Genomic DNA, 19336 nt, shown 5'->3' with positions numbered 1-19336 from the left:
ACGCTGAACTCTGGGAGCAAGCCCACCAGGCACACCCGCCAGCGCGATAGTCGGGAAATATGCAGGAGCGGCTTGACATACAAACGCTCAATTCATACGCCCGTTTGATTTGGGTATGCACACATTCACTGAAAAGCCTCACGTTGTCAAATGCTCTCAAGCACGGCGAAAACGCGACTTTCCGGTCATTTTGTGGCGTTCGGGGGCAAAGCTCGGTGCTAGCGATAGACACCGGCCATGGGGAAAAAGCTGCAAGGATTTGCAGCGCGCTGGCAAGGAGCAGCTATAGTGGTGCTTGAACGAAACGTTCCCGGCCTGCCTGGCCTTGATGGCTATAGTTGAAGACATATAGTTGAAAACACCGCGGGGCCAGCCCGCTCCCATAGCCTGGGAGCGGGCTGGCCCCGCGGTGTCGTTTGGCGCGCTGACGGGACAGGATCAAGCGAGTGCTTCAAGCACCTCGGCAATATCCTGCAATACAGATTTCTCGCCCCGCTCGCTCCAATAGAGGGCGAGCATCTGAGTGCCAGCCTCGACCTTGTAGACGCTCTCGGGCAAGCGCGCGAGCTCGGCCTGCACCCGTGCGTCGTCGCAGGGCTCGCGCCACTGGTTGAGCCATACGCCTGGCGTCAGCTGCCAATAGCACCAGGTGTCGCTTCGCCCTTTGCTCCGTCCGCGATGGTACTGCGGGCAAGGGTCAGGCGCATGCCTGCCCAGCCAGTGTGGCCACTGCTGAGGCGCCAGCTGCATGGCCAGCCCCATGCGCCTGCCCTCCAGGCGCAGATTCATCCGCACGCTCTGATTACGCGAGGGACGCAGCCACGCAAGTGGGCTGAGAATCAAGGCAATGATTGACACAACCAGCCATATCGTCATATCTGTTGTTCCCATAAAGCGTTGCAAATGAGCTGGTTAGCCGAGATTCACAGCGATCAGCCTGAAACCGACCATACTTCAACTATCGCGATTGTCAGGAGAACTGCTCATGTCCTACGAACATATATTGGTTGCCGTAGACCTGACCGAAGAATGCGACCCGGTGATCAAGCGTGCCATGAAGCTCGCCTCGCTCGGCACTACCAAGGTGTCGCTGGTACATATCGTCGAACCCATGGCCATGGCCTTTGGGGGCGATGTGCCGATGGACCTGTCGCAGCTGCAACAGCAGCAGTTCGACCAGGCCAAGGAGCGCATGGATCGCCTTTTCGTCAAGTATCCGGACATCCCGCGTGGCGACTCGCATCTTACCTACGGCCAGCCACGCCAGGAGATCCACCAACTGGCCAAGGAGTACCAGTGCGACCTGATCGTGGTCGGCAGCCATGGCCGCCACGGCCTGGCCCTGCTGCTGGGCTCGACCGCCAATGACGTGCTTCACGGCGCGCCGTGCGACGTGCTGGCAGTGCGCCTGCAGAAGAAGGAATGACACCACGCCACCCGGCGCCTGAGCGCCGGGTGGCGTGTTCCGTCAGCTGTCCAGCTCAGCCCAGCGCTCGACCAGGATATCCAGCTCGGCCTGGAGCTTTTCGAGGCTCGCCAGCACCGCAGTGGTCTCGCCGATCGGGCGCTGGTAGAAGTTCGATGCATTGATCTCCTCCTGAACCTGCGCCATCTTCTGCTCCACCTCATCGATCTGGGCAGGCAAGGACTCCAGCTCGCGCTGCAGCTTGTAGCTGAGTTTCTTTTTCGCAGGGTCCGCGCTTGCAACAGGCGCAGGCTCGACCACCGGTGCAGCCTCGACCACGGCGCTATTGAGCGACGACTTGCCGGACTTGCTTTCGCTCACACCCAGCAGCTTTGGCGAACCGCCCTGGCGGATCCAGTCCTGGTAGCCGCCGACATACTCGCGCACCCTGCCCTCGCCTTCGAACACCAGGGTGCTGGTAACCACGTTATCGAGGAATGCCCGGTCGTGGCTTACCATCAGCACGGTGCCCTTGAACGCCGACAGCACTTCCTCGAGCAACTCGAGGGTTTCAACATCCAGGTCGTTGGTCGGTTCGTCGAGCACCAGCAGGTTGGCCGGCTTGCTGAACAGCTTGGCCAGCAGCAGGCGCGCACGCTCACCACCCGACAGTGCCTTGACCGGCGTACGCGCGCGTTGCGGGCTGAACAGGAAATCGCCCAGGTAGCTCAGCACATGCCGGTTCTGACCGTCGATCTCGATGAAGTCGCGACCCTCGGCAAGGTTGTCGATCACCGTTTTTTCCAGGTCGAGCTGGTGGCGCAACTGGTCGAAGTAGGCCACTTCAAGACGGGTACCCGACTCGACCTTGCCGCCAGTCGGCTGCAGATCGCCGAGCATCAGCTTGAGCAAGGTGGTCTTGCCGGTACCGTTGGCGCCCAGCAGGCCGATACGGTCCTGGCGCTGCAGGACCATGGAGAAGTCCTTGACCAGCTCCGGACCACCGGCATGACTGAAACTGACGTTTTCCAGCACCATCACCTGCTTGCCGGATTTCTCGGCGACATCCAGCTGGATGTTGGCCTTGCCCTGGCGCTCGCGGCGCTCGCCACGCTCGACCCGCAGGGCCTTGAGCGCACGCACCCGGCCTTCGTTACGGGTGCGGCGAGCCTTGATGCCCTGGCGGATCCAGACTTCTTCCTGGGCCAGCTTCTTGTCGAACAGCGCGTTGGCGGTTTCCTCGGCGGCCAGCGTGGCCTCCTTGTGCACCAGGAAGCTTGCGTAGTCGCCGTTCCAGTCGATCAGCCCGCCGCGGTCCAGTTCCAGGATGCGCGTGGCCAGGTTCTGCAGGAAGGAGCGGTCGTGGGTGATGAACAGCACAGCGCCGCCGAAGCCATTGAGGGCCTCTTCGAGCCAGGCGATCGCACCGATGTCCAGGTGGTTGGTCGGCTCGTCGAGCAGCAGCAGGTCCGGCTCGGACACCAGCGCCTGGGCCAGCAGCACACGGCGGCGCCAGCCACCGGACAGCTCGGCCAGGGTCTTGTCGGCCGGCAGCTGCAAGCGGCTGAGAGTGCTGTCGACCAGTTGCTGCAGGCGCCAGCCATCACGGGCTTCGAGATCCTGCTGAACATGCATCAGCTTGTTCAGGTCTTCGTCGGTGTGGATGTTCTGGCTCAGGTGGTGGTATTCGGCCAGCAGCGCGCCTACGCCATCCAGGCCTTCGGCGACCACGTCGAACACCGTGCGCTGGTCGGCCACCGGCAGCTCTTGCGGCAGTTCGCCGATCTTGAGGCCAGGAGCGCGCCAGATCTCGCCGTCGTCAGGCTTCTGCTCGCCCTTGATCAGGCGCAGCATGCTCGACTTTCCGGTGCCGTTGCGGCCGATGATGCACACCCGCTCACCACGGGCGATCTGCCAGGACACCTTGTCCAGCAACGGCATGGCGCCGAACGCAAGGGACACATCGCTTAATTTGAGCAGGGTCATGATCTTCTCCAAAAACTGGGCGCGCATTCTACCTGACTTGACCCTCCAACACATTAAGCACACCTCTGCGGAAGTGCTTTCCTACAAACGGTCGAGTGATTACAACTCGATACAAGCACAATGCTTTCTTCCGCCCGCGCCAACCGGCTAAGCTAAGCAACACAACCCCACAGTGCTGGCCTCGCCGTCACTTTTCATGGTTCAACTGCCCGGACGTATCATGCGCAGCCGCCTGTTTCACATTGTTTCCTGCCTGCTGCTCGCCGCCAGCACCACCAGCGCGGTCCAGGCTGCCGACCTCACTCAGCAACGCCGATACTACGATGAAGCCAAGCGTGCCCTGGCCAAGGGCGACAAGGGACCGTACCTTCGCTATGCGCAGGAGCTTCGCGACTATCCGCTGACACCGTACCTGGCTTATGACGAGCTCACGGCGCGCCTCAAGAGCGCCAGCAATGAAGAGATCGAAGGGTTCCTCGCCAAGCACGGCGACCTGCCCCAGGCCAACTGGATGAAGCTGCGCTGGTTGCGCTGGCTGGCCGAGCGCGGCGACTGGAAGCCCTTCGTCAAGTACTACGACCCCAAGCTGAACTTCACCGAACTGGACTGCCTCAACGGCCAGTACCAGCTCAGCCACGGCCAGCGCGCCGAAGGCTTCGCCAGCGCCGAAAAACTGTGGAATGTCGGCAAGTCGCAACCCGCTGCCTGTGACACCCTGTTCGGAATGTGGGCGGCCGAAGGCCAGTTGACCGAGGCCAAACGCTGGCAGCGCGCCAAGCTTGCGGCGCAGGCGCGCAACTACGGCCTGGCCAGCAACATGGTGCAGACCTTGACCACCCTGGGCCCGCAAGGCCGCCTGCTGCTGGACGTCGCGCAGAAACCGGAGCTGCTAAACCAGCCGTCACGCTTCAGCCCGGTCAACGAGGCCATGTCGGATGTGGTAAGCCTGGGCCTGCGCCGGCTGGCCCGGCAAGACCCGGAACGTGCCATGCAGCTGCTCGATGACTACGCCCAGCGCATGCACTTCTCCCGTGACGAAAAAGTCGCCATCGCCCGCGAGATCGGCCTGACCCTGGCGCGGCGCTACGACCCTCGGGCCCTCGACCTGATGACCCGCTACGACCCCGAGCTGCGTGACAACACCGTCAGTGAGTGGCGCATGCGCCTGCTGCTGCGCCTGGGCCGCTGGGAAGATGCCTACGAATTGAGCAAGCGTCTGCCAGAGGACCTGGCCAGCAGCAACCGCTGGAAGTACTGGCAAGCCCGCAGCCTTGAACTCGCTCAACCGAAGAACCCGCAGATTCCACTGTTGTACAAGAACGTGGCGCGCGAGCGCGACTTCTACGGCTTCCTGGCCGCCGACCGCGTGCAGACCCCATACCAGCTCAACCACAAGCCACTGGTGCTGAGCCAGCAACTGGTCAACAAGGTTCGCAATACCCCTGGGATCCGCCGCGCGCTCGAGTTCCACGCCCGCGGCCAGATCGTCGACGGCCGCCGCGAGTGGTACTACGTCAGCCGTCACTTCAGCCGCGATGAAATGGTCGCCCAGGCGCGCCTGGCCTACCAGATGCGCTGGTATTTCCCAGCCATCCGCACCATCAGCCAGGCCCAGTACTGGGATGACCTGGATATTCGCTTCCCGATGGCTCACCGCGAGACACTCGTGCGCGAAGCCAAGGTACGGGGCCTGCATTCGAGCTGGGTGTTCGCCATAACCCGCCAGGAAAGCGCCTTCATGGAAGACGCCCGTTCAAGCGTCGGCGCCAGTGGCCTGATGCAACTGATGCCCGCCACCGCCCGCGAGACCGCGCGCAAGTTCAATATCCCCTTGGCCTCGCAGGCTCAGGTGCTCAACCCGGACAAGAACATCCAGTTGGGCGCCGCTTACCTCAGCCAGGTGCACAGCCAGTTCAACGGCAACCGCGTGCTGGCCTCGGCGGCCTACAACGCCGGGCCCGGCCGGGTGAGGCAATGGCTGCGTGGCGCCAATCACCTGAGTTTCGACGTGTGGGTCGAATCGATCCCGTTCGACGAGACGCGTCAGTATGTGCAGAACGTGCTGTCGTACTCGGTGATCTACGGGCAGAAGCTCAACTCACCACAGCCGCTGGTGGACTGGCACGAGCGGTTCTTCGATGACCTGTAGAGAATCCTGAAGCTGCTGGGGCTGGACCTGCTGTGTCAGAGCACCTCGACCTCCATGCCCACCTCCAGCACCCCGCGGCCATCGGCCGCGAGGTTCTGGCCGAACAGCACGTCTCCGTCCTTCTGCCGATACTCCTTGAGCGTGGTCAACGGCTCCCGATCAGGGCTGCGCTCGCCGGTCAGCGGGTCGAGGGTAGTGAAGATGCAGCGCACACTCGGCGCCAGTACGCGGAACTCCAGCGACCCGATGCGGATACGCTTCCAGCCATCCTCGGCAAATGCCGCGCTGCCCTCGATCACCAGGTTGGGCCGCAACCGCAGAGCTTCCATGGGCCGGCCCACGCGCATGCTCAGGTCATCGACCGACGCCTGGCCTACCAGCAGCAGCGGAAACCCATCCGGAAACGCTGCGCGGTCGCTGTTCAATCCATACCCGCTGGGCAGGTAACGAGCGCGCGGCTCTGGGCAATGCACCAGCCGCACCGGCTTGCCGAGCAACTGGCTCAGCCAGGCCGCCGCCGCATCGCCCGCATCCGGCACGCGCAGGGTGTCACGCCATAGGGTCACCCCGCGCAGGCTCTCGTCGGCCATCGGCACGGGTACTTCCAGCGCAGGCTGGCCAGGCGCCTCCAGAACCAGCTGCCCGACGTCCCCCTGGCGGGCCGAGAGCTGGCTCAGTTTCGGGTAGGCGCGCTGGGTCAGAAAGCGACCGTTCTGTTCCTCGACCACCATCCACCGCCGATCACCCTCGAGCCCCAGCAGGTCGACCGGCGACCGCTGCAGTGCCTGAGCCCGGCATGACTTCACCGGGTAGTGGTACATCGCACTCAAGAACATCCCTGCCATCCCCTGCCAGGTCAAAATACAAGCTTATACCTGGCGCGGAAGGCGGCCTAGCCTGTGGCCTGGTCAAGCGCCAGACGCTGGCGCACCACATCGACCAGCTTGTCTGGCTGGAACTTGGACAGGAAGTTGTCGCAACCGACCTTCTTCACCATCGACTCGTTGAAGCTGCCCGACAGCGAGGTATGCAGCACCACGTAGAGACCCCGCAGGCGCGGGTCGCTGCGGATTTCCGTGGTGAGGCGATAGCCGTCCATTTCAGGCATCTCGGCGTCGGTGAAGACCATCAGCAGCTTCTCGCAGATGTCCTCACCTGCATCCGCCCAGCTCTTGAGCAGGCGCAGCGCCTTGAGCCCATCGCTGGCCACGTGCATCTTCACGCCGATCTGCGAGAGCGTGTCGCGCAACTGCGCCAGGGCGACGCTCGAATCATCCACCAGCAGCACCTCACGGCCACGGGCACGGGCCAGCAACGGATCCTCCAGCTTGTCGCGCGAGACCTTGGCGCTGTAGGGAACGATCTCGGCCAGCACCTTCTCCACGTCGATGATCTCGACCAGTTGCTCGTCGACCTTGCTGATCGCGGTCAGATAATGCTGCCGGCCCGCGCTGGTCGGCGGCGGCATGATCGCTTCCCAGTTCATGTTGACGATGCGGTCGACCCCGCCCACCAGGAACGCCTGCACCGAGCGGTTGTACTCGGTGACGATGATGGTGCTGTTGGGCCCCGGCTGCAGGGGACGCATGCCGATGGCCTGGGACAGGTCGATCACTGGCAGGGTCTGGCCGCGCAAGTTGACCACACCGCAGACGAAGGGGTGGCGCTGGGGCATCAGTGTCAGCTTGGGCAGCTGCAGAACCTCTTGCACCTTGAACACGTTGATCGCGAACAACTGGCGGCCGGCCAGGCGAAACATGAGGATTTCCAGGCGGTTTTCACCAACCAGCTGCGTTCGTTGGTTTACCGCGTCAAGAATGCCAGCCATTGAAAAACCCCAGGACTTGTCAGAAAAAGTGAAATCACACGCCCTGTATCGGCCGCATGCCACCCAGCTTGACTCATTGGTCCTGAGATCTTTCGCAGCCCATCAAGCGCTGGCCTGACCACTGAGCAAAGGCGAGTCAACCGGCAGATGCAGGTGCAGCCCACCTGGGACGGCCTCGAAGCGCAGGCTGTCGCCCTGTAGCGGTTCGCCATCGAGGTTGATATCCAGCCCCTTCGCGCTGCGGATCTCGACCCACGGCACGCGTGCCCGCACGAACAGGCCATCGCCTGCCAGCAGGTCGCGCAGCGCCCCGACCACCTCTTGGGGCGCCGGCAGGATGCTGACGTCGAGCAAGCCGTCATCGACCCTCGCCTCGGGACACAGCACATGCCCGCCGCCCGCCTGCCGGCCATTGCCGATACCCAGGGCGAGCAGGTCGCCCTGCCATTGGAAATCCGGGCCATGCAGCTCCACCGACGCGGCCTGCAGCTCGCTGAAGCGCGACAGGCCGGTGAACAGATACGCCGCGCCGCCCAGGACCTTCTTCAGATCTTCCGAGGTATTGGCCGTCACCTGGGTGCCGAAGCCGCCGGTGGCCATGTTCAGGAACAACTGGTCGCCGACCCGCCCCAGGTCCACCGGCCGTGCTGGCGCGTCGAGCAGCAGCAGGGCTGCCAACGGCTCCAGCGGTACCCCGGCGGCCTTGGCAAAATCGTTGGCCGTGCCTAGCGGCAGCAGGACCAGGCTCGCCGAGGTACCGGCCAGCCCCATGGTCTCCGCGACATCACGCAACGTGCCGTCCCCGCCGCCTGCGACGATGTGCGTATAACCGGCTGCCAATGCCTCGCCGACCAGCCGCTGGGCGTCGCCGCCCTCCCACGTCACGCGCACGTCCAGGGTCCATCCGAGCTCGCGCACAGTGCCGACCGCGGCACGCACATCCTCGTTCAGTGCCTGCTTGCCATGCAGGATCAGCATTGCCTTGCGCTCTTGCATAACGGTCTCCAGAAATGAGTTCACCCGCAATCTCGACAACCACGGCGCAGGGTTTACTGCATAGCCGGGAAAAATATTACATGGCACGCAGACACGCGCCGCAGACGACGGGACTAACGGCCGCCGAATACCTGGGCGAAGCAGGCGGCCTGCGCTTTACTGATAGCTAAGGACGCGCCCCGACAAGTCCCGTCGACTGCAGGTCGCGCGTCCCTGCCATACGTCGTCATTGCCCGCCTGACAGGGAGGGATGGGTTCATGCGCATACTCTGGACACTGCCCTACCTGCCCTGGCCCACCACCAGTGGCAGCAAGACCCGCCAATACCACCTGATACGTGCCCTGGCACAACGCGGTCACCGCATCACCCTGCTGGTGCAGTCCAAGGTCCCGCTCAGCGATCCTGCCCGCGAGGCCCTCGAGCCCTGGCTCGAACGTCTGATCGTGCTGCCCAGGCGAGCACTGCACAGTCCCCTGAACCTGGTTGCCTCGCTGATCATCGACTATCCCATGCGCGTGACCATCAACGGACTCGCACCGCGCCTGCGTCAGGTTTTCGAGCAGTTGCTGAACGAGCCCTGGGATGTGATCCAGATCGAGCACAGCTACAGCTTCCAACCTTACGAAAAGGCCCTGCAGGCGCGGGTCGTGCCCTACATGCTCAGCGAGCACACCCTAGAATCGATCGGCGATGCAGCCTGTCATAACCGGCTGCCGCTCTGGTTGCGCCCGATCAACGCGTTCGACCGTTGGCGTCACCGGCGCTGGGAACAGCGGGTGCTGCGTCAGCCCAGCGAGGTGGTGACAGTCAGCGCCATCGATGCCGAACGGATACACCGGGCCAGTGGCCGCGAGGTCAACGTGGTGGTCGATGGCGTCGACTGTGCGTACTACGAAAACGTGCAGCCGGCGGTGCACAGCCAGCGCCTGCTGTTTGTCGGCAACTTTGAATATGGCGCCAACCTTGAAGCCATCGAGTGGGCCCTGGACGAGATTCTTCCGCAGGTGTGGATGAGCAACCCGGCCGTGCGCCTGGCCATTGCGGGGCATGCCTTGCCTTCAAGCTGGAAACTGCGCTGGAACGACCCGCGCATCGAATGGATGGGCTACCGGCCTGACCTGCGCGAACTGCAGCGGCGCTCGGCAGTGTTTTTCGCGCCGTTGAAATACGGCGGCGGTTCCAAGGTAAAGATCCTCGAGGCCATGGCCGCCGGCCTGCCGGTGATCACCACCGGCAAGGGCGTCTCGGGGTTGCAGGTCAACAACGGTGAGCACTATCTGGGCAGCGACGACGGCGATCAACTCGCCCTGCTGATCACCCAGTTGCTCAACCAGCCGTGGCGCTTGTCCCAGCTTTCCCACGCCGGGCGGGAGTTCGTCCGGCAACGGCACGACTGGAGCGTCGCGGCGCAGGAGCTCGAGGGGGTCTACCTGCGACTCAAGCAGCAATTGACGCCGGATGACGCACTGCCGCTGGGTGTGTTGCTCGGCCGGTCAGCCGAGTAGCTCGCTCAGGGGAATGAACCGCACAGTGTCGCCACACCGCGGCGTCCTGCCTTCCCTGACTTCCACCAGGCCCTCGGCCCAGGCAGCGCTGCGCAGCACCCCCGAACTCTGGTTCTTGTAGATGCGTGCCTGGCCGTCCTCGATACGGCCACGCAGGTACTCGCGCCGGGTGCCCGCCTTCGGCCAGTCGAAACCGGCGGGAACGTTGAACTGCAATGGCGCAACGGACTGCACGCCTTGGCGGCGCAACAGGTAGGGCCTGGTCAGCAGGCCGAAGGTGACCAGCGTCGATGCCGGGTTGCCCGGCAGGCCAATCACTGGCACACCTCGATAGTGACCGAAGGTCAGCGGCTTGCCGGGCTTGATCGCCAGTTTCCACAAGGCCAGCTCACCGGCCTCGCGCAGGGCGATGCCGAGGTAATCCGCCTCGCCTACCGAGACGCCGCCGGTGGAGAGGATCAGGTCGACATCGCCCAGCCCGGCCAGGCACTGGCGGGTCAGCTCCAGGTCATCGGCGAGGATCCCGACGTCGACCACGTCGCAACCCAGGCGCTGCAACCAGCTGGCCAGCAGGCGGCGATTGCTGTTGTAGATCTGCCCAGGCCCCAGCGGCAGGCCCGGCTCGACCAGCTCGTCGCCGGTCGAGAGCACGGCAACCCGCACCCGGCGTACCACGTCGAGCTCCGCGTGGCCCAGGGATGCCGCCAGGCCGAGCTCGATCGGCCCCAGCCGCGTGCCCTTGTCCAGCACGGTTTCGCCCACGCGGGTTTCCTGGCCTTGCGGCCTGACGTTCTGGTCGAGTCTCAGCGGCTGCAGGAAACGCACGCGCTGATCATCCAGTACTTCGGCGTTTTCCTGCATTTCAACGCAATCGGCGCCTGCCGGCAGGGGCGCGCCGGTGAAGATCCGCGCACAGGTGCCCGGCTGCAAGGCTGCGGGCGCGTGGCCTGCGAAAATCCGCTGACTGACCGGCAACGGCTGGCCCTGCCAGTCAGCCAGGCGCAGCGCGTAGCCGTCCATGGCACTGTTCGGCCATGGCGGCAGGTCGAGGCTGGCGACCAGCGCCGAAGCCAGCACCCTGCCTTCGGCGTCAGCCAGCGACACCCGCTCGACTTCCTCGATCGGCGCGGCATCGGCCAGCCCCAGCAAGCGCTCCAGCGCCTCCTCGACCGGCATCAATGGCCGTCCCGCACCTGGCTCAGCCACGGCTTTCACACGGCGCTGCCTGTTTCAGGTGAGGGACAAAGTTGCACGGCCGGTGACGGGCATCGAGCTGCTCGCCCAGAATGCCATCCCAGCCGGTGCGCACGGCGTTGGTCGAGCCCGGCAGGCAGCACACCAAGGTACCGTTGGCCAGTCCTGCCAAGGCACGTGACTGAACGGTCGAAGTACCGATATCGGCCACCGAAATCTGCCGGAACAGTTCGCCGAAACCATCGACCTGCTTATCCAGCAGGCAGGCAACGGCCTCGGGCGTACTGTCGCGACCGGTGAAGCCAGTGCCGCCAGTGATCAGCACCACCTGCACCTGCTCGTCGGCGATCCAGGTGGCGACCTGTGCGCGAATCTTGTAGAGGTCGTCCTTGAGCAACACCCGCGCAGCCAGTGCATGGCCGGCCGCGGTCAGGCGGTCGACAAACATCTGGCCGGACGTATCGGTTTCCAGGGAGCGGGTATCGCTGACCGTCAGCACGGCAATGTTCAGCGGGACGAAAGGTACATCTGCCTTGGCTTTCATGGGAGGCCTTGGGTCCGTTGCAGGGAATGAATGCCCTCTTTTATAACACAGGGCGCCTGGCGGCTGGCTTGGACGGGCCAGGCATTGTCATGGGTCAGTGCCTGGCCAGTGCCGCTATGCTGCACTGGCACACGGAACTTGCAATGATGCCCTGCGTCATACAGTCAACTAGCACCATCGAACTGGAGAAACATGATGAACCAACGGATCCTTCCTGCCTTCATGCTCGCATTGGGCCTCGCCACCCTCGCCGGCTGTGCATCGCCAACCGTGATTACCCTCAATGACGGTCGTGAGATCCAGGCGGTGGACAAGCCGAGTTTCGATGACGACTCCGGTTTCTATGAAATCGAGCAGCTCGATGGCAAGCGTACCCGTATCAACAAGGACCAGATCCGCACCGTCAAGGAGCTGTAATCAGGCGACGAGCGTCCCGTCTGGGGGGCTTGTCGGCAAATTACAGGATCGAGTAGGATTTTGGTTATCGGAGTGTAGCGCAGCCAGGTAGCGCGTCTCGTTCGGGACGAGAAGGCCGCAGGTTCGAATCCTGTCTCTCCGACCAGCCTCCTGCCGATCCGAAAAACCCGCCCTGTGCGGGTTTTTTCCTGTCTGCGTGAGCATCGCGAAGTGCGCCTGATCAAGCACTCAGCCGCGAAGTCACCTGCCCCAGTTGCCCCGAAAGCCCATGCAACCGCTGTCCGGCCTGCTCCGTCTCCTGCACGGCCTGCTGGTTGGACGTCGCAATACGGGTAATCTCGACCAGATTGCGCGAAATATCCTCGGCCACGCTGGTCTGTTCTTCGGCCGCCGTGGCTATCTGCCGGTTCATGTCACGGATCGCTTCCACCGCCGTGGTGATGCGCTGCAGCATCTGTCCCGCATGCTGGACCTGCTCCGCCCCTTCCTCGCTGCGCTGCTGCCCGCTCTCGATCGCCTTTACCGCCTCCAGCGCGCCTGACTGCACGGCATCGATGATCTGGTTGATCTCGGCGATCGAGGCCGCAGTACGCTGGGCGAGGCTGCGTACTTCATCTGCGACCACTGCGAAGCCTCGACCGGCCTCACCGGCCCGGGCGGCTTCGATGGCGGCGTTGAGGGCGAGCAGATTGGTCTGCTCGGCAATGCCGCGAATGACTTCGAGTACCTTGCCGATTCGCGTACTGTCACTTTCCAGGTGGCGGATCACCGCAGCCGTGCCGGCGATTTCCCGATTGACCTGGGCGATGGTGTCGATGGTGGCCTGCATCACCTGTTCGCCCGCCTGGGCGCTGTGATCCGCATCGTCAGCCGCGCGCGCGGCTTCGGCGGCGTGACGGGCAACTTCCTGAGCGGTGGCGGACATCTCATGCATGGCAGTGGCAACCTGGTCGGTGCGCTGGAACTGATCATCCGTGCCTCGGGCCATGTCGCCGGCAATACTGCGCAACTTCCCGCTGGCGCTCTCCAGCTCGACGGCGTTTGCCTTGAGATGCCCGATGCTCTCGGCGAGGAAATCCCGCAGAGTGTTGGCCGCCATGGCCAGGCGGCCCAGTTCGTCCTGGCGGCGACTTTCCACTCGTGCTGCAAACCGCCCCTGGCTCAGCTGCGCAACGTACTCGATCAGTTCGCGGATCGGCTCGATCAAGGTGCGGTTGACCAGCCAGAGGCTGAACAGGCCCACCAGCAACGCCGAACCCAGCATCACCAGCAGTCCCAGCCAGACGGTGCGCTCGGCCCCGGCACTGATCCGGCCCGCTCGCTCACGGGCATCGGCACGAAGTTGTTCCACCAGAGCGCTCATCTGCTCGCTGGCAGCGCGATCCACACCTTTCACCGCCAGATCCCCCGCAGCGGGATCGGCGCCGGCGGCGATAAATGCCTGGCGACCCGCCTGGTACGCCTGCCCCAGCTGCCGATGGCTGTCACGCAGTTCGAGCAGGCGGGCCTTGAGCGCGGGCTCACTGCTGTCGACCAGTTGCCCAAGCAGCGTCTGGACCTGCTGCTCGCGTGCCTGGAATTGCCGCCAGTACTTGTCCAGCTCGGCCGGCTGGCGACCGCGCAACAGCACGTTTTTCCATTCCTGGACCTGCACCTTGAACTGCAGGTTGGCCTCGTCGATGATTTGCGACGCCCGCAGCGGCCCATCCACCAGGTCAGCGTAGCCACGCACACTCGAGGACAGGAACTGGAAGCACACCAAGGCGATCAGCAGCATCGCTGCCAGGCTGCCCGCGAGAAGTGCAAGAATCTGGAGTTTCAGGGATTTACGCAACATTACAGCTCTCGGAACAAGGATAGGGGGAGCGGCGCCCAAGGCACCGACCGGCAAAGACGTCCTTGTCCTCGTTAGCTGACGGTCATCTCAGGCCAAAAAAAAGCTGCCATCGTGGAGGTGGCAGCCGAGTTTCCAGCGTCTCGCAACAGCTGGGAAGATAGTCTCAGGGCATTGCTACAGAAATGTGACACCCACTCTCAAGTGCCACTTTCCACTAAGCCATGGCGCCGAATTGCAGGGCTGCCAGACGCGCATACAGCGGGCTCTGGCTGATCAACTGCCGGTGGGTTCCGACAGCCACTACCTGCCCATGATCAATCACCGCGATGCGCTCGGCATGCTGCACCGTGGCCAGGCGATGGGCGATTACCAGGGTCGTGCGGCCGGCCATGAGCTTGGGCAGGGCTTGCTGGATCAAGTGCTCACTCTGAGCATCCAGGGCGCTGGTGGCCTCGTCGAGCAGGAGAATGGGCGCGTCGGTCAGCAGCGCGCGGGCAATGGCCAAGCGTTGGCGCTGGCCGCCGGACAGGCCGATGCCGCCCTCCCCGAGCACGGTCTGATAACCCTGGGGCAGTTGCTGAATGAACTCATGGGCGTGGGCACCGCGTGCCGCTGCCTCGACGTCCGCCCAACTCGCATGCGGGCGTCCATAGCGGATATTGGCTTCCACGCTGCCGCGAAACAGCGCGGGGTTTTGCGCCACCAGTGCGTACTGGCGGCGCAGCTCGGCCGGATCGAGATCGGTCAACGCCAGGCCATCGAGCAGGATACGCCCCTGCTGCGGGTCATGAAATCTCAGCAGCAGGTCGAACAGCGTCGACTTGCCCGCGCCCGATGGCCCAACCAATGCCAGCGTCTGCCCAGGCTCGATACTCAGGGAGAGCCCATCGATGGCGGCGACGCCCGTCCGTGATGGATAGGCGAAGCGCACGTCCTGCAGTTCGATACGGCCACTGGCACGCCCTGCGGGCAAACTCCCGGGCTGTACAGGGGCGAGGATGTTGCTGCGTGCCGCCAGCAGCTCGGCGATGCGCTCTGCGGCGCCGGCAGCCCGCTGCAATTCGCCGATGACCTCGCTCAGGGTCCCGAATGCGCTGCCGACAATCAGGCTGTAGAAGACGAATGCCGCCAGGTCGCCGCCGGAGATGCGCCCGGCAATCACGTCCATGCCACCGACCCAGAGCATCACCCCCACGGCCCCGAGCACCAGCACGATCACCAGGGTGATCAGCCATGCCCGTTGGGCAATGCGCTGGCGCGCTACTCCGAACGCCGCCTCGACGGTGCCGGCGAACAGCTGCCGGTCCAGGGCTTGATGGTTGTAGGCCTGCACGGTCTTGATCTGGCCGAGAGTCTCGGCAACGTAGCTGCCGACATCGGCGACCCGGTCCTGGCTCTGACGCGACAGACTGCGTACCCGGCGCCCGAACAGCAGGATGGGCGCCAGTACCAGCGGCAAGGCCAGCACCACGATACTGGTGAGCTTGGGGTTGGTGATGAACAGCAGGATGATCCCGCCAATCACCATCAGCGCATTGCGCAGGAACATCGACAGTGAAGAACCGATCACCGACTGCAGCAGAGTCGTGTCTGCCGTCAGCCGCGACTGGATTTCCGAGCTGCGGTTGTCCTCGAAAAAGCCTGGATGAAGGTCGATCAGATGATCGAACACCTCGCGCCGGATATCGGCCACGCAGCGCTCGCCGATCCAGCTCACCAGATAGAAGCGGCTGAAGGTGCCTACCGCAAGCGCCAGCACCAGCAACATGAACAGACCAATGGACTGGTTGAGCAGGTGCGGCGAACGGGTCATGAAACCCTGGTCGACCAGCAGCCGGATGCCCTGGCCCATGGAAAGCGTGATGGCGGCGGTAACGATCAGCGCCAGCAATGCCAGCAGGGCCTGTTTGCGATAGGGTCGAAGAAAGCGCCAGCCGAGCCTCAAGGCCTGGCGCTGACGTGAAGGAACAGTTTCGAGCATGACGTACGCCGTTCATCCGCAGGTTTGTTGCAGGGTAGCACTGACCGTTCGTCGCTTGCCGATGAACTCGTGGCACAGGGCCACGTCGGAACCCAGGCACTGCACGAAAGCACTGCTACATTGGATATTGCCTAGATCGTTTCGGTCTAAAGTGCCACTGGAGCTTTGTCACACTTTCTGTTGGACTGTGCTCGTCCCACCGTGATGACCGCGGGTGCTGTCACAGACCCGTCACGGCTCGGGGATACCCTGAATTTGCAACCTGATGAGGAGACAGGAAATGAGCTTGCAACATAGCAGCGAACCGCAAAACACCGCGCCCCAGTCCCAGGCCCAAGTCTGTGGCTCGATCATCGATTCTCAGGGCCATGAGATACCGATCACCGAGCAGATGATCCAGGAAGCCTGCCAAAACCTGGAGCAGAACCGGGTCGATCTTTCCAAGAAAGGCTGAGCCTCGAATTATTTCGACCCGGCGCATGCGCCGGGTTTTTGTTGGCTGCAAAAAGAGCCTCAGACCAGCACCGCCCCCAGCGCACTCACTACCTGCGCCAGTTGCGGCGCCTCGCCACGTACCCGCACTGTCAGGCCCTCGATTTCACGACGCTCCGGATAGCCCTTGCGCAACAGGTCGAACGCCGCTCGCTGCTCGGCCGGATCTTCGCTCAGGCTGCGGCGGAAATCGGCATCGTCCCGGCGTGGGTCATAGACCGCCCGGCACAGCGCAGCCAGCGCCCACGCAGGCGCAGTGCGCGCATCCAGATCGACCTGGGCCAGGCTCGGCGGCGGCAACAGGGCCGCCAGGCGCACCAGTTCGGGCTCGCCGCGCCAGCGGCAGAACGCCTGGTAGACCTGCGCCGTGCCGCGCTGCCGGCCATCGAGGCTGTAACCGGCAATGTGCGGCGTGGCCAGGGTACACAGGTCGGCCAGGGCAAGATCGACCTGCGGCTCGCCTTCCCACACGTCCAGCACAGCCTGCACATCTTCGCGCGCCAGCAGCAGCTCGCGCAGGGCCTGGTTATCCACCACCGGCCCGCGGCTGGCATTGATCAGCCAGGCACCGGTGCGCAAGCGTGCCAGTTGCTCACGACCCATCAGATGCCAGGTGGGATCGGAGCCATCACGCAGCAGTGGGGTGTGCAGGCTGATCACATCGCACTGCTCGATAATCGTGTCGAGGTCTACGAAATCGCCTTCTCCACGGACCTGGCGGGGCGGGTCGCAGACCAGCACTTTCCAGCCCAGGCCGCGCAGCACGCGTACCAGCCGCTCGCCGACCTGCCCGGCGCCGACCACGCCATAGACCCGGTCCTCCAGCGCCACGCCATCGAGTTCCGCGAGTGTCAGCAGGCTGCCCAGCACATAATCGACGACGCCTCGGGCATTGCAACCCGGAGCGCTGCTCCAGTGGATGCCGGCCTGGGCAAAATAATCCAGGTCCAGGTGATCGGTGCCAATGGTGCAGGTGCCGACAAAACGCACCCGGCTGCCCTCGAGCAACTGCTGATGGACCCGAGTGACCGAACGCACCAGCAGCACATCGGCGTCCTTGACGCAGGCGGCGTCGATGGCCCGGCCCGGATAGCGGCGTATTTCGCCGAAGCCGGCAAAGAAGGCATCGAGCAACGGAATATTCTCGTCGGCAACAATCAGCATGGCGCTCTCCTGTAGGGGAAACGCAGTGTAGGCGCTCCGCGCGAGCTGTTCCAGCCGCTCATGGCATGCCGGGCGAGGCGTCAAGCCCGGCGTCTAGTCGGCTTTCTTGCGGATCCAGTACAGGTAGGTGCCGGCCTGCTCTTGCTGCTCCAGCAACTCATGGCCAAGGAACACACAGAACTTGGGAATATCGCGGCGTGTCGAGGGGTCGGTGGCGATGACCTTGAGCAGGCCGCCAGCGGCCAGGTCGCGAACACGCTGGTGCAGCATCATCACCGGTTCCGGGCAGTTCAGGCCGGTGGCGTCGAGAATGGCGTCAGGGGTGAAATCGGTCATGGGGTACTCCGTGCAAGAGCCGCCATTGTCGCTCATGCCGTCAAGCGCCGCTATCCTCAATGGCCCGGCGCGATGGCACCGGGCCTAATGGCTCAGCCGGCGTCGACCGCCGCTGCCAGGGCACGGGCAAAGCGCGCCGCGACCTCGTCGATCTGCACGGCGGTGATGATCAGCGGCGGCAGGAAACGCACCACCGCGCCATGGCGACCGCCCAGTTCCAGGATCAGCCCACGCTTGAGGCACTCACGCTGCACACGTGGGGCCAGGCTGCGCGACGCGGCCGGATGGCCCAAGGCATCGATGGCGCCTTGCGGATCGATCAGCTCGACCCCCAGCATCAAGCCACGGCCACGGATGTCGCCCAGCTGCGGGAAGTCGCGCTGCAGCACCTGCAACTGTCCACGCAGGCGCTGGCCCATGGCTTCGACGTGCGCACACAGGTCGTGTTCGAGCAGGTATTCGATCACTGCCGAGCCTGCCGCCATGGCCATCTGGTTACCACGGAAGGTGCCGGCGTGGGCGCCGGGCGCCCAGGTGTCGAGCCACTGGCGATAGACCATTACCGCCAGCGGCAGGCTGCCGCCGATTGCCTTGGATAGCACGACGACATCCGGCACGATACCGGCATGCTCGAAGGCGAACATCCGTCCTGTCCGGCCAAGGCCGCTTTGCACTTCATCGACGATCAGGGCGACACCGGCCTCCTCGGTGATCCGCCGGACGCCACGCAGCCATTGCAAGTCGGCGGGGATCACGCCGCCCTCGCCCTGCACCACTTCGAGAATCACCGCAGCCGGGAGCGCTACGCCAGCTTCCGGGTCGCTGAGCAGGTTTTCCAGGTAATGCAGGTTGGCTTGCACGCCGGCTTCGCCGCCCAGGCCGAACGGGCAACGGTAGTCGTAGGGATAGGGCATGAACTGCACGCCATTGCTCAGCAAGGCTCCCAGGGGCTGCTTCGGCCCCCGGCTGCCCATCAGACTCAGCGCGCCCTGGGACATTCCATGATAGCCGCCCTGGAAGGCCAACACGGTGCTGCGCCCGGTCGCCGTGCGCACCAGCTTGAGCGCGGCCTCGACCGCATCAGTGCCGGTCGGCCCGCAAAACTGGATCCTTGCCTCCCGACGCAGTGCCTCGGGCAGCAGGCCGAACAGGTCCTGCACAAACCGGTCCTTGACCGGCGTGGTCAGGTCCAGGGTGTGGAGGGGAAGCTCGTCGGCCAGCACCTGCCGGATCGCCTCGATCACCACCGGATGGTTATGGCCCAACGCCAATGTCCCGGCGCCCGCCAGGCAATCGATGAATTCCCGGCCTTCGACGTCTTCCACGTAGATGCCGCGCGCACGCTTGAGCGCCAACGGCAGACGACGCGGGTAGCTGCGGGCATTGGACTCCTGCTGTTGCTGGCGCACCAGCAGGGGCGAGTCAGCGAACTCATAGAGGCGTTCCGGCTCGGAACCCGGCATTACCTGGGCAAGGCTGGAAGCGGTCGACATGTGAAGCA

17 protein-coding genes, 1 tRNA gene and 1 pseudogene are annotated in these 19336 nt (G+C 64.1%); 6 read left to right on the top strand and 13 right to left on the bottom strand.

Annotated features, from left to right (window positions below; translation table 11 throughout):
* Positions 1 to 438 precede the first annotated feature (438 nt).
* Positions 439 to 876, bottom strand: a complete 438-nt coding sequence (locus AC0ZZU_RS13420) for a hypothetical protein (protein WP_476341291.1) — start codon at positions 874 to 876, stop codon at positions 439 to 441.
* Between the two features lie 109 nt (positions 877 to 985).
* Here AC0ZZU_RS13420 and AC0ZZU_RS13415 point away from each other — a divergent pair, with 109 nt between their 5' ends.
* The gene (locus AC0ZZU_RS13415; RefSeq protein ID WP_158459087.1) at positions 986 to 1426 is read left to right on the top strand and encodes a universal stress protein; all 441 of its coding nucleotides are present in this window, start codon (positions 986 to 988) and stop codon (positions 1424 to 1426) included.
* Between the two features lie 42 nt (positions 1427 to 1468).
* Here AC0ZZU_RS13415 and AC0ZZU_RS13410 read toward each other — a convergent pair whose 3' ends face one another.
* Positions 1469 to 3391 carry an ATP-binding cassette domain-containing protein gene (locus tag AC0ZZU_RS13410; RefSeq protein ID WP_476341290.1) on the bottom strand — a complete coding sequence of 641 codons (1923 nt, stop codon included), beginning with the start codon at positions 3389 to 3391 and terminating at the stop codon, positions 1469 to 1471.
* A 220-nt stretch (positions 3392 to 3611) separates the two neighbouring features.
* Here AC0ZZU_RS13410 and AC0ZZU_RS13405 point away from each other — a divergent pair, with 220 nt between their 5' ends.
* Positions 3612 to 5540 (top strand): transglycosylase SLT domain-containing protein, encoded by a 1929-nt coding sequence (locus tag AC0ZZU_RS13405; protein WP_476341288.1) that lies wholly within the window; start codon positions 3612 to 3614, stop codon positions 5538 to 5540.
* A 35-nt stretch (positions 5541 to 5575) separates the two neighbouring features.
* On the opposite strand, the gene AC0ZZU_RS13400 is transcribed toward AC0ZZU_RS13405, so the two are convergent.
* From AC0ZZU_RS13400 to yegS, 3 genes are all read right to left on the bottom strand, one after another.
* Positions 5576 to 6376, bottom strand: coding sequence for an MOSC domain-containing protein (locus tag AC0ZZU_RS13400; RefSeq protein WP_476341286.1), 801 nt, complete (start codon positions 6374 to 6376; stop codon positions 5576 to 5578).
* Between the two features lie 56 nt (positions 6377 to 6432).
* Complete coding sequence (locus tag AC0ZZU_RS13395; RefSeq protein ID WP_476341285.1) at positions 6433 to 7368, bottom strand: chemotaxis protein CheV; 936 nt, start codon at positions 7366 to 7368, stop codon at positions 6433 to 6435.
* Between the two features lie 102 nt (positions 7369 to 7470).
* Positions 7471 to 8364: a lipid kinase YegS gene (gene yegS / locus AC0ZZU_RS13390; RefSeq protein WP_476341283.1), complete on the bottom strand. Its 894-nt coding sequence runs from the start codon at positions 8362 to 8364 to the stop codon at positions 7471 to 7473.
* 258 nt (positions 8365 to 8622) lie between these two features.
* On the opposite strand from yegS, the gene AC0ZZU_RS13385 reads away from it, so the two are divergent.
* A complete protein-coding gene (locus AC0ZZU_RS13385; RefSeq protein ID WP_476341282.1) occupies positions 8623 to 9870 on the top strand; it encodes a glycosyltransferase family 4 protein in 1248 nt (415 codons plus the stop codon).
* Here AC0ZZU_RS13385 and AC0ZZU_RS13380 read toward each other — a convergent pair.
* Both AC0ZZU_RS13380 and moaB read right to left on the bottom strand, forming a co-directional pair.
* Positions 9859 to 11046, bottom strand: a complete 1188-nt coding sequence (locus AC0ZZU_RS13380; protein ID WP_476341459.1) for a molybdopterin molybdotransferase MoeA — start codon at positions 11044 to 11046, stop codon at positions 9859 to 9861. The two genes, AC0ZZU_RS13385 and AC0ZZU_RS13380, sit on opposite strands and share 12 nt — an antisense overlap.
* Before the next feature lie 22 nt (positions 11047 to 11068).
* Positions 11069 to 11608, bottom strand: coding sequence for a molybdenum cofactor biosynthesis protein B (gene moaB, locus AC0ZZU_RS13375; RefSeq protein ID WP_158459080.1), 540 nt, complete (start codon positions 11606 to 11608; stop codon positions 11069 to 11071).
* A 195-nt stretch (positions 11609 to 11803) separates the two neighbouring features.
* Here moaB and AC0ZZU_RS13370 point away from each other — a divergent pair, with 195 nt between their 5' ends.
* Entirely contained in the window at positions 11804 to 12025 is a 222-nt protein-coding gene (locus AC0ZZU_RS13370) for a YgdI/YgdR family lipoprotein (RefSeq protein WP_476341280.1), read from the top strand.
* 68 nt (positions 12026 to 12093) lie between these two features.
* A tRNA-Pro gene (locus tag AC0ZZU_RS13365) sits at positions 12094 to 12170 on the top strand.
* Positions 12171 to 12245: 75 nt separating this feature from the next.
* On the opposite strand, the gene AC0ZZU_RS13360 is transcribed toward AC0ZZU_RS13365, so the two are convergent.
* The 3 genes and pseudogenes from AC0ZZU_RS13360 to AC0ZZU_RS13350 form a co-directional block, all read right to left on the bottom strand.
* Positions 12246 to 12959, bottom strand: coding sequence for a methyl-accepting chemotaxis protein (locus AC0ZZU_RS13360; protein WP_476341457.1), 714 nt, complete (start codon positions 12957 to 12959; stop codon positions 12246 to 12248).
* Between the two features lie 171 nt (positions 12960 to 13130).
* Positions 13131 to 13289: pseudogene (locus tag AC0ZZU_RS13355) on the bottom strand (HAMP domain-containing protein); the annotation flags it as partial.
* A 787-nt stretch (positions 13290 to 14076) separates the two neighbouring features.
* On the bottom strand, positions 14077 to 15843 hold the full coding sequence (locus AC0ZZU_RS13350) for an ABC transporter transmembrane domain-containing protein (protein ID WP_476341278.1): 1767 nt from the start codon (positions 15841 to 15843) through the stop codon (positions 14077 to 14079).
* A 280-nt stretch (positions 15844 to 16123) separates the two neighbouring features.
* On the opposite strand from AC0ZZU_RS13350, the gene AC0ZZU_RS13345 reads away from it, so the two are divergent.
* A complete protein-coding gene (locus AC0ZZU_RS13345; RefSeq protein WP_476341277.1) occupies positions 16124 to 16297 on the top strand; it encodes a PA1571 family protein in 174 nt (57 codons plus the stop codon).
* A gap of 59 nt (positions 16298 to 16356) precedes the next feature.
* Here AC0ZZU_RS13345 and pdxB read toward each other — a convergent pair whose 3' ends face one another.
* From pdxB to AC0ZZU_RS13330, 3 genes are all read right to left on the bottom strand, one after another.
* Positions 16357 to 17499, bottom strand: a complete 1143-nt coding sequence (gene pdxB / locus AC0ZZU_RS13340) for a 4-phosphoerythronate dehydrogenase PdxB (protein ID WP_476341275.1) — start codon at positions 17497 to 17499, stop codon at positions 16357 to 16359.
* 93 nt (positions 17500 to 17592) lie between these two features.
* Positions 17593 to 17835 (bottom strand): sulfurtransferase TusA, encoded by a 243-nt coding sequence (gene tusA / locus AC0ZZU_RS13335; protein ID WP_324118140.1) that lies wholly within the window; start codon positions 17833 to 17835, stop codon positions 17593 to 17595.
* A gap of 92 nt (positions 17836 to 17927) precedes the next feature.
* Positions 17928 to 19328 (bottom strand): diaminobutyrate--2-oxoglutarate transaminase, encoded by a 1401-nt coding sequence (locus tag AC0ZZU_RS13330; RefSeq protein WP_476341273.1) that lies wholly within the window; start codon positions 19326 to 19328, stop codon positions 17928 to 17930.
* Positions 19329 to 19336 lie beyond the last annotated feature (8 nt).

It is taken from the genome of Pseudomonas sp. JE3303, from assembly GCF_056312565.1.
Note: the sequence above shows the minus strand (reverse complement) of the source record. Positions and strands in the feature narration are given on the sequence as shown.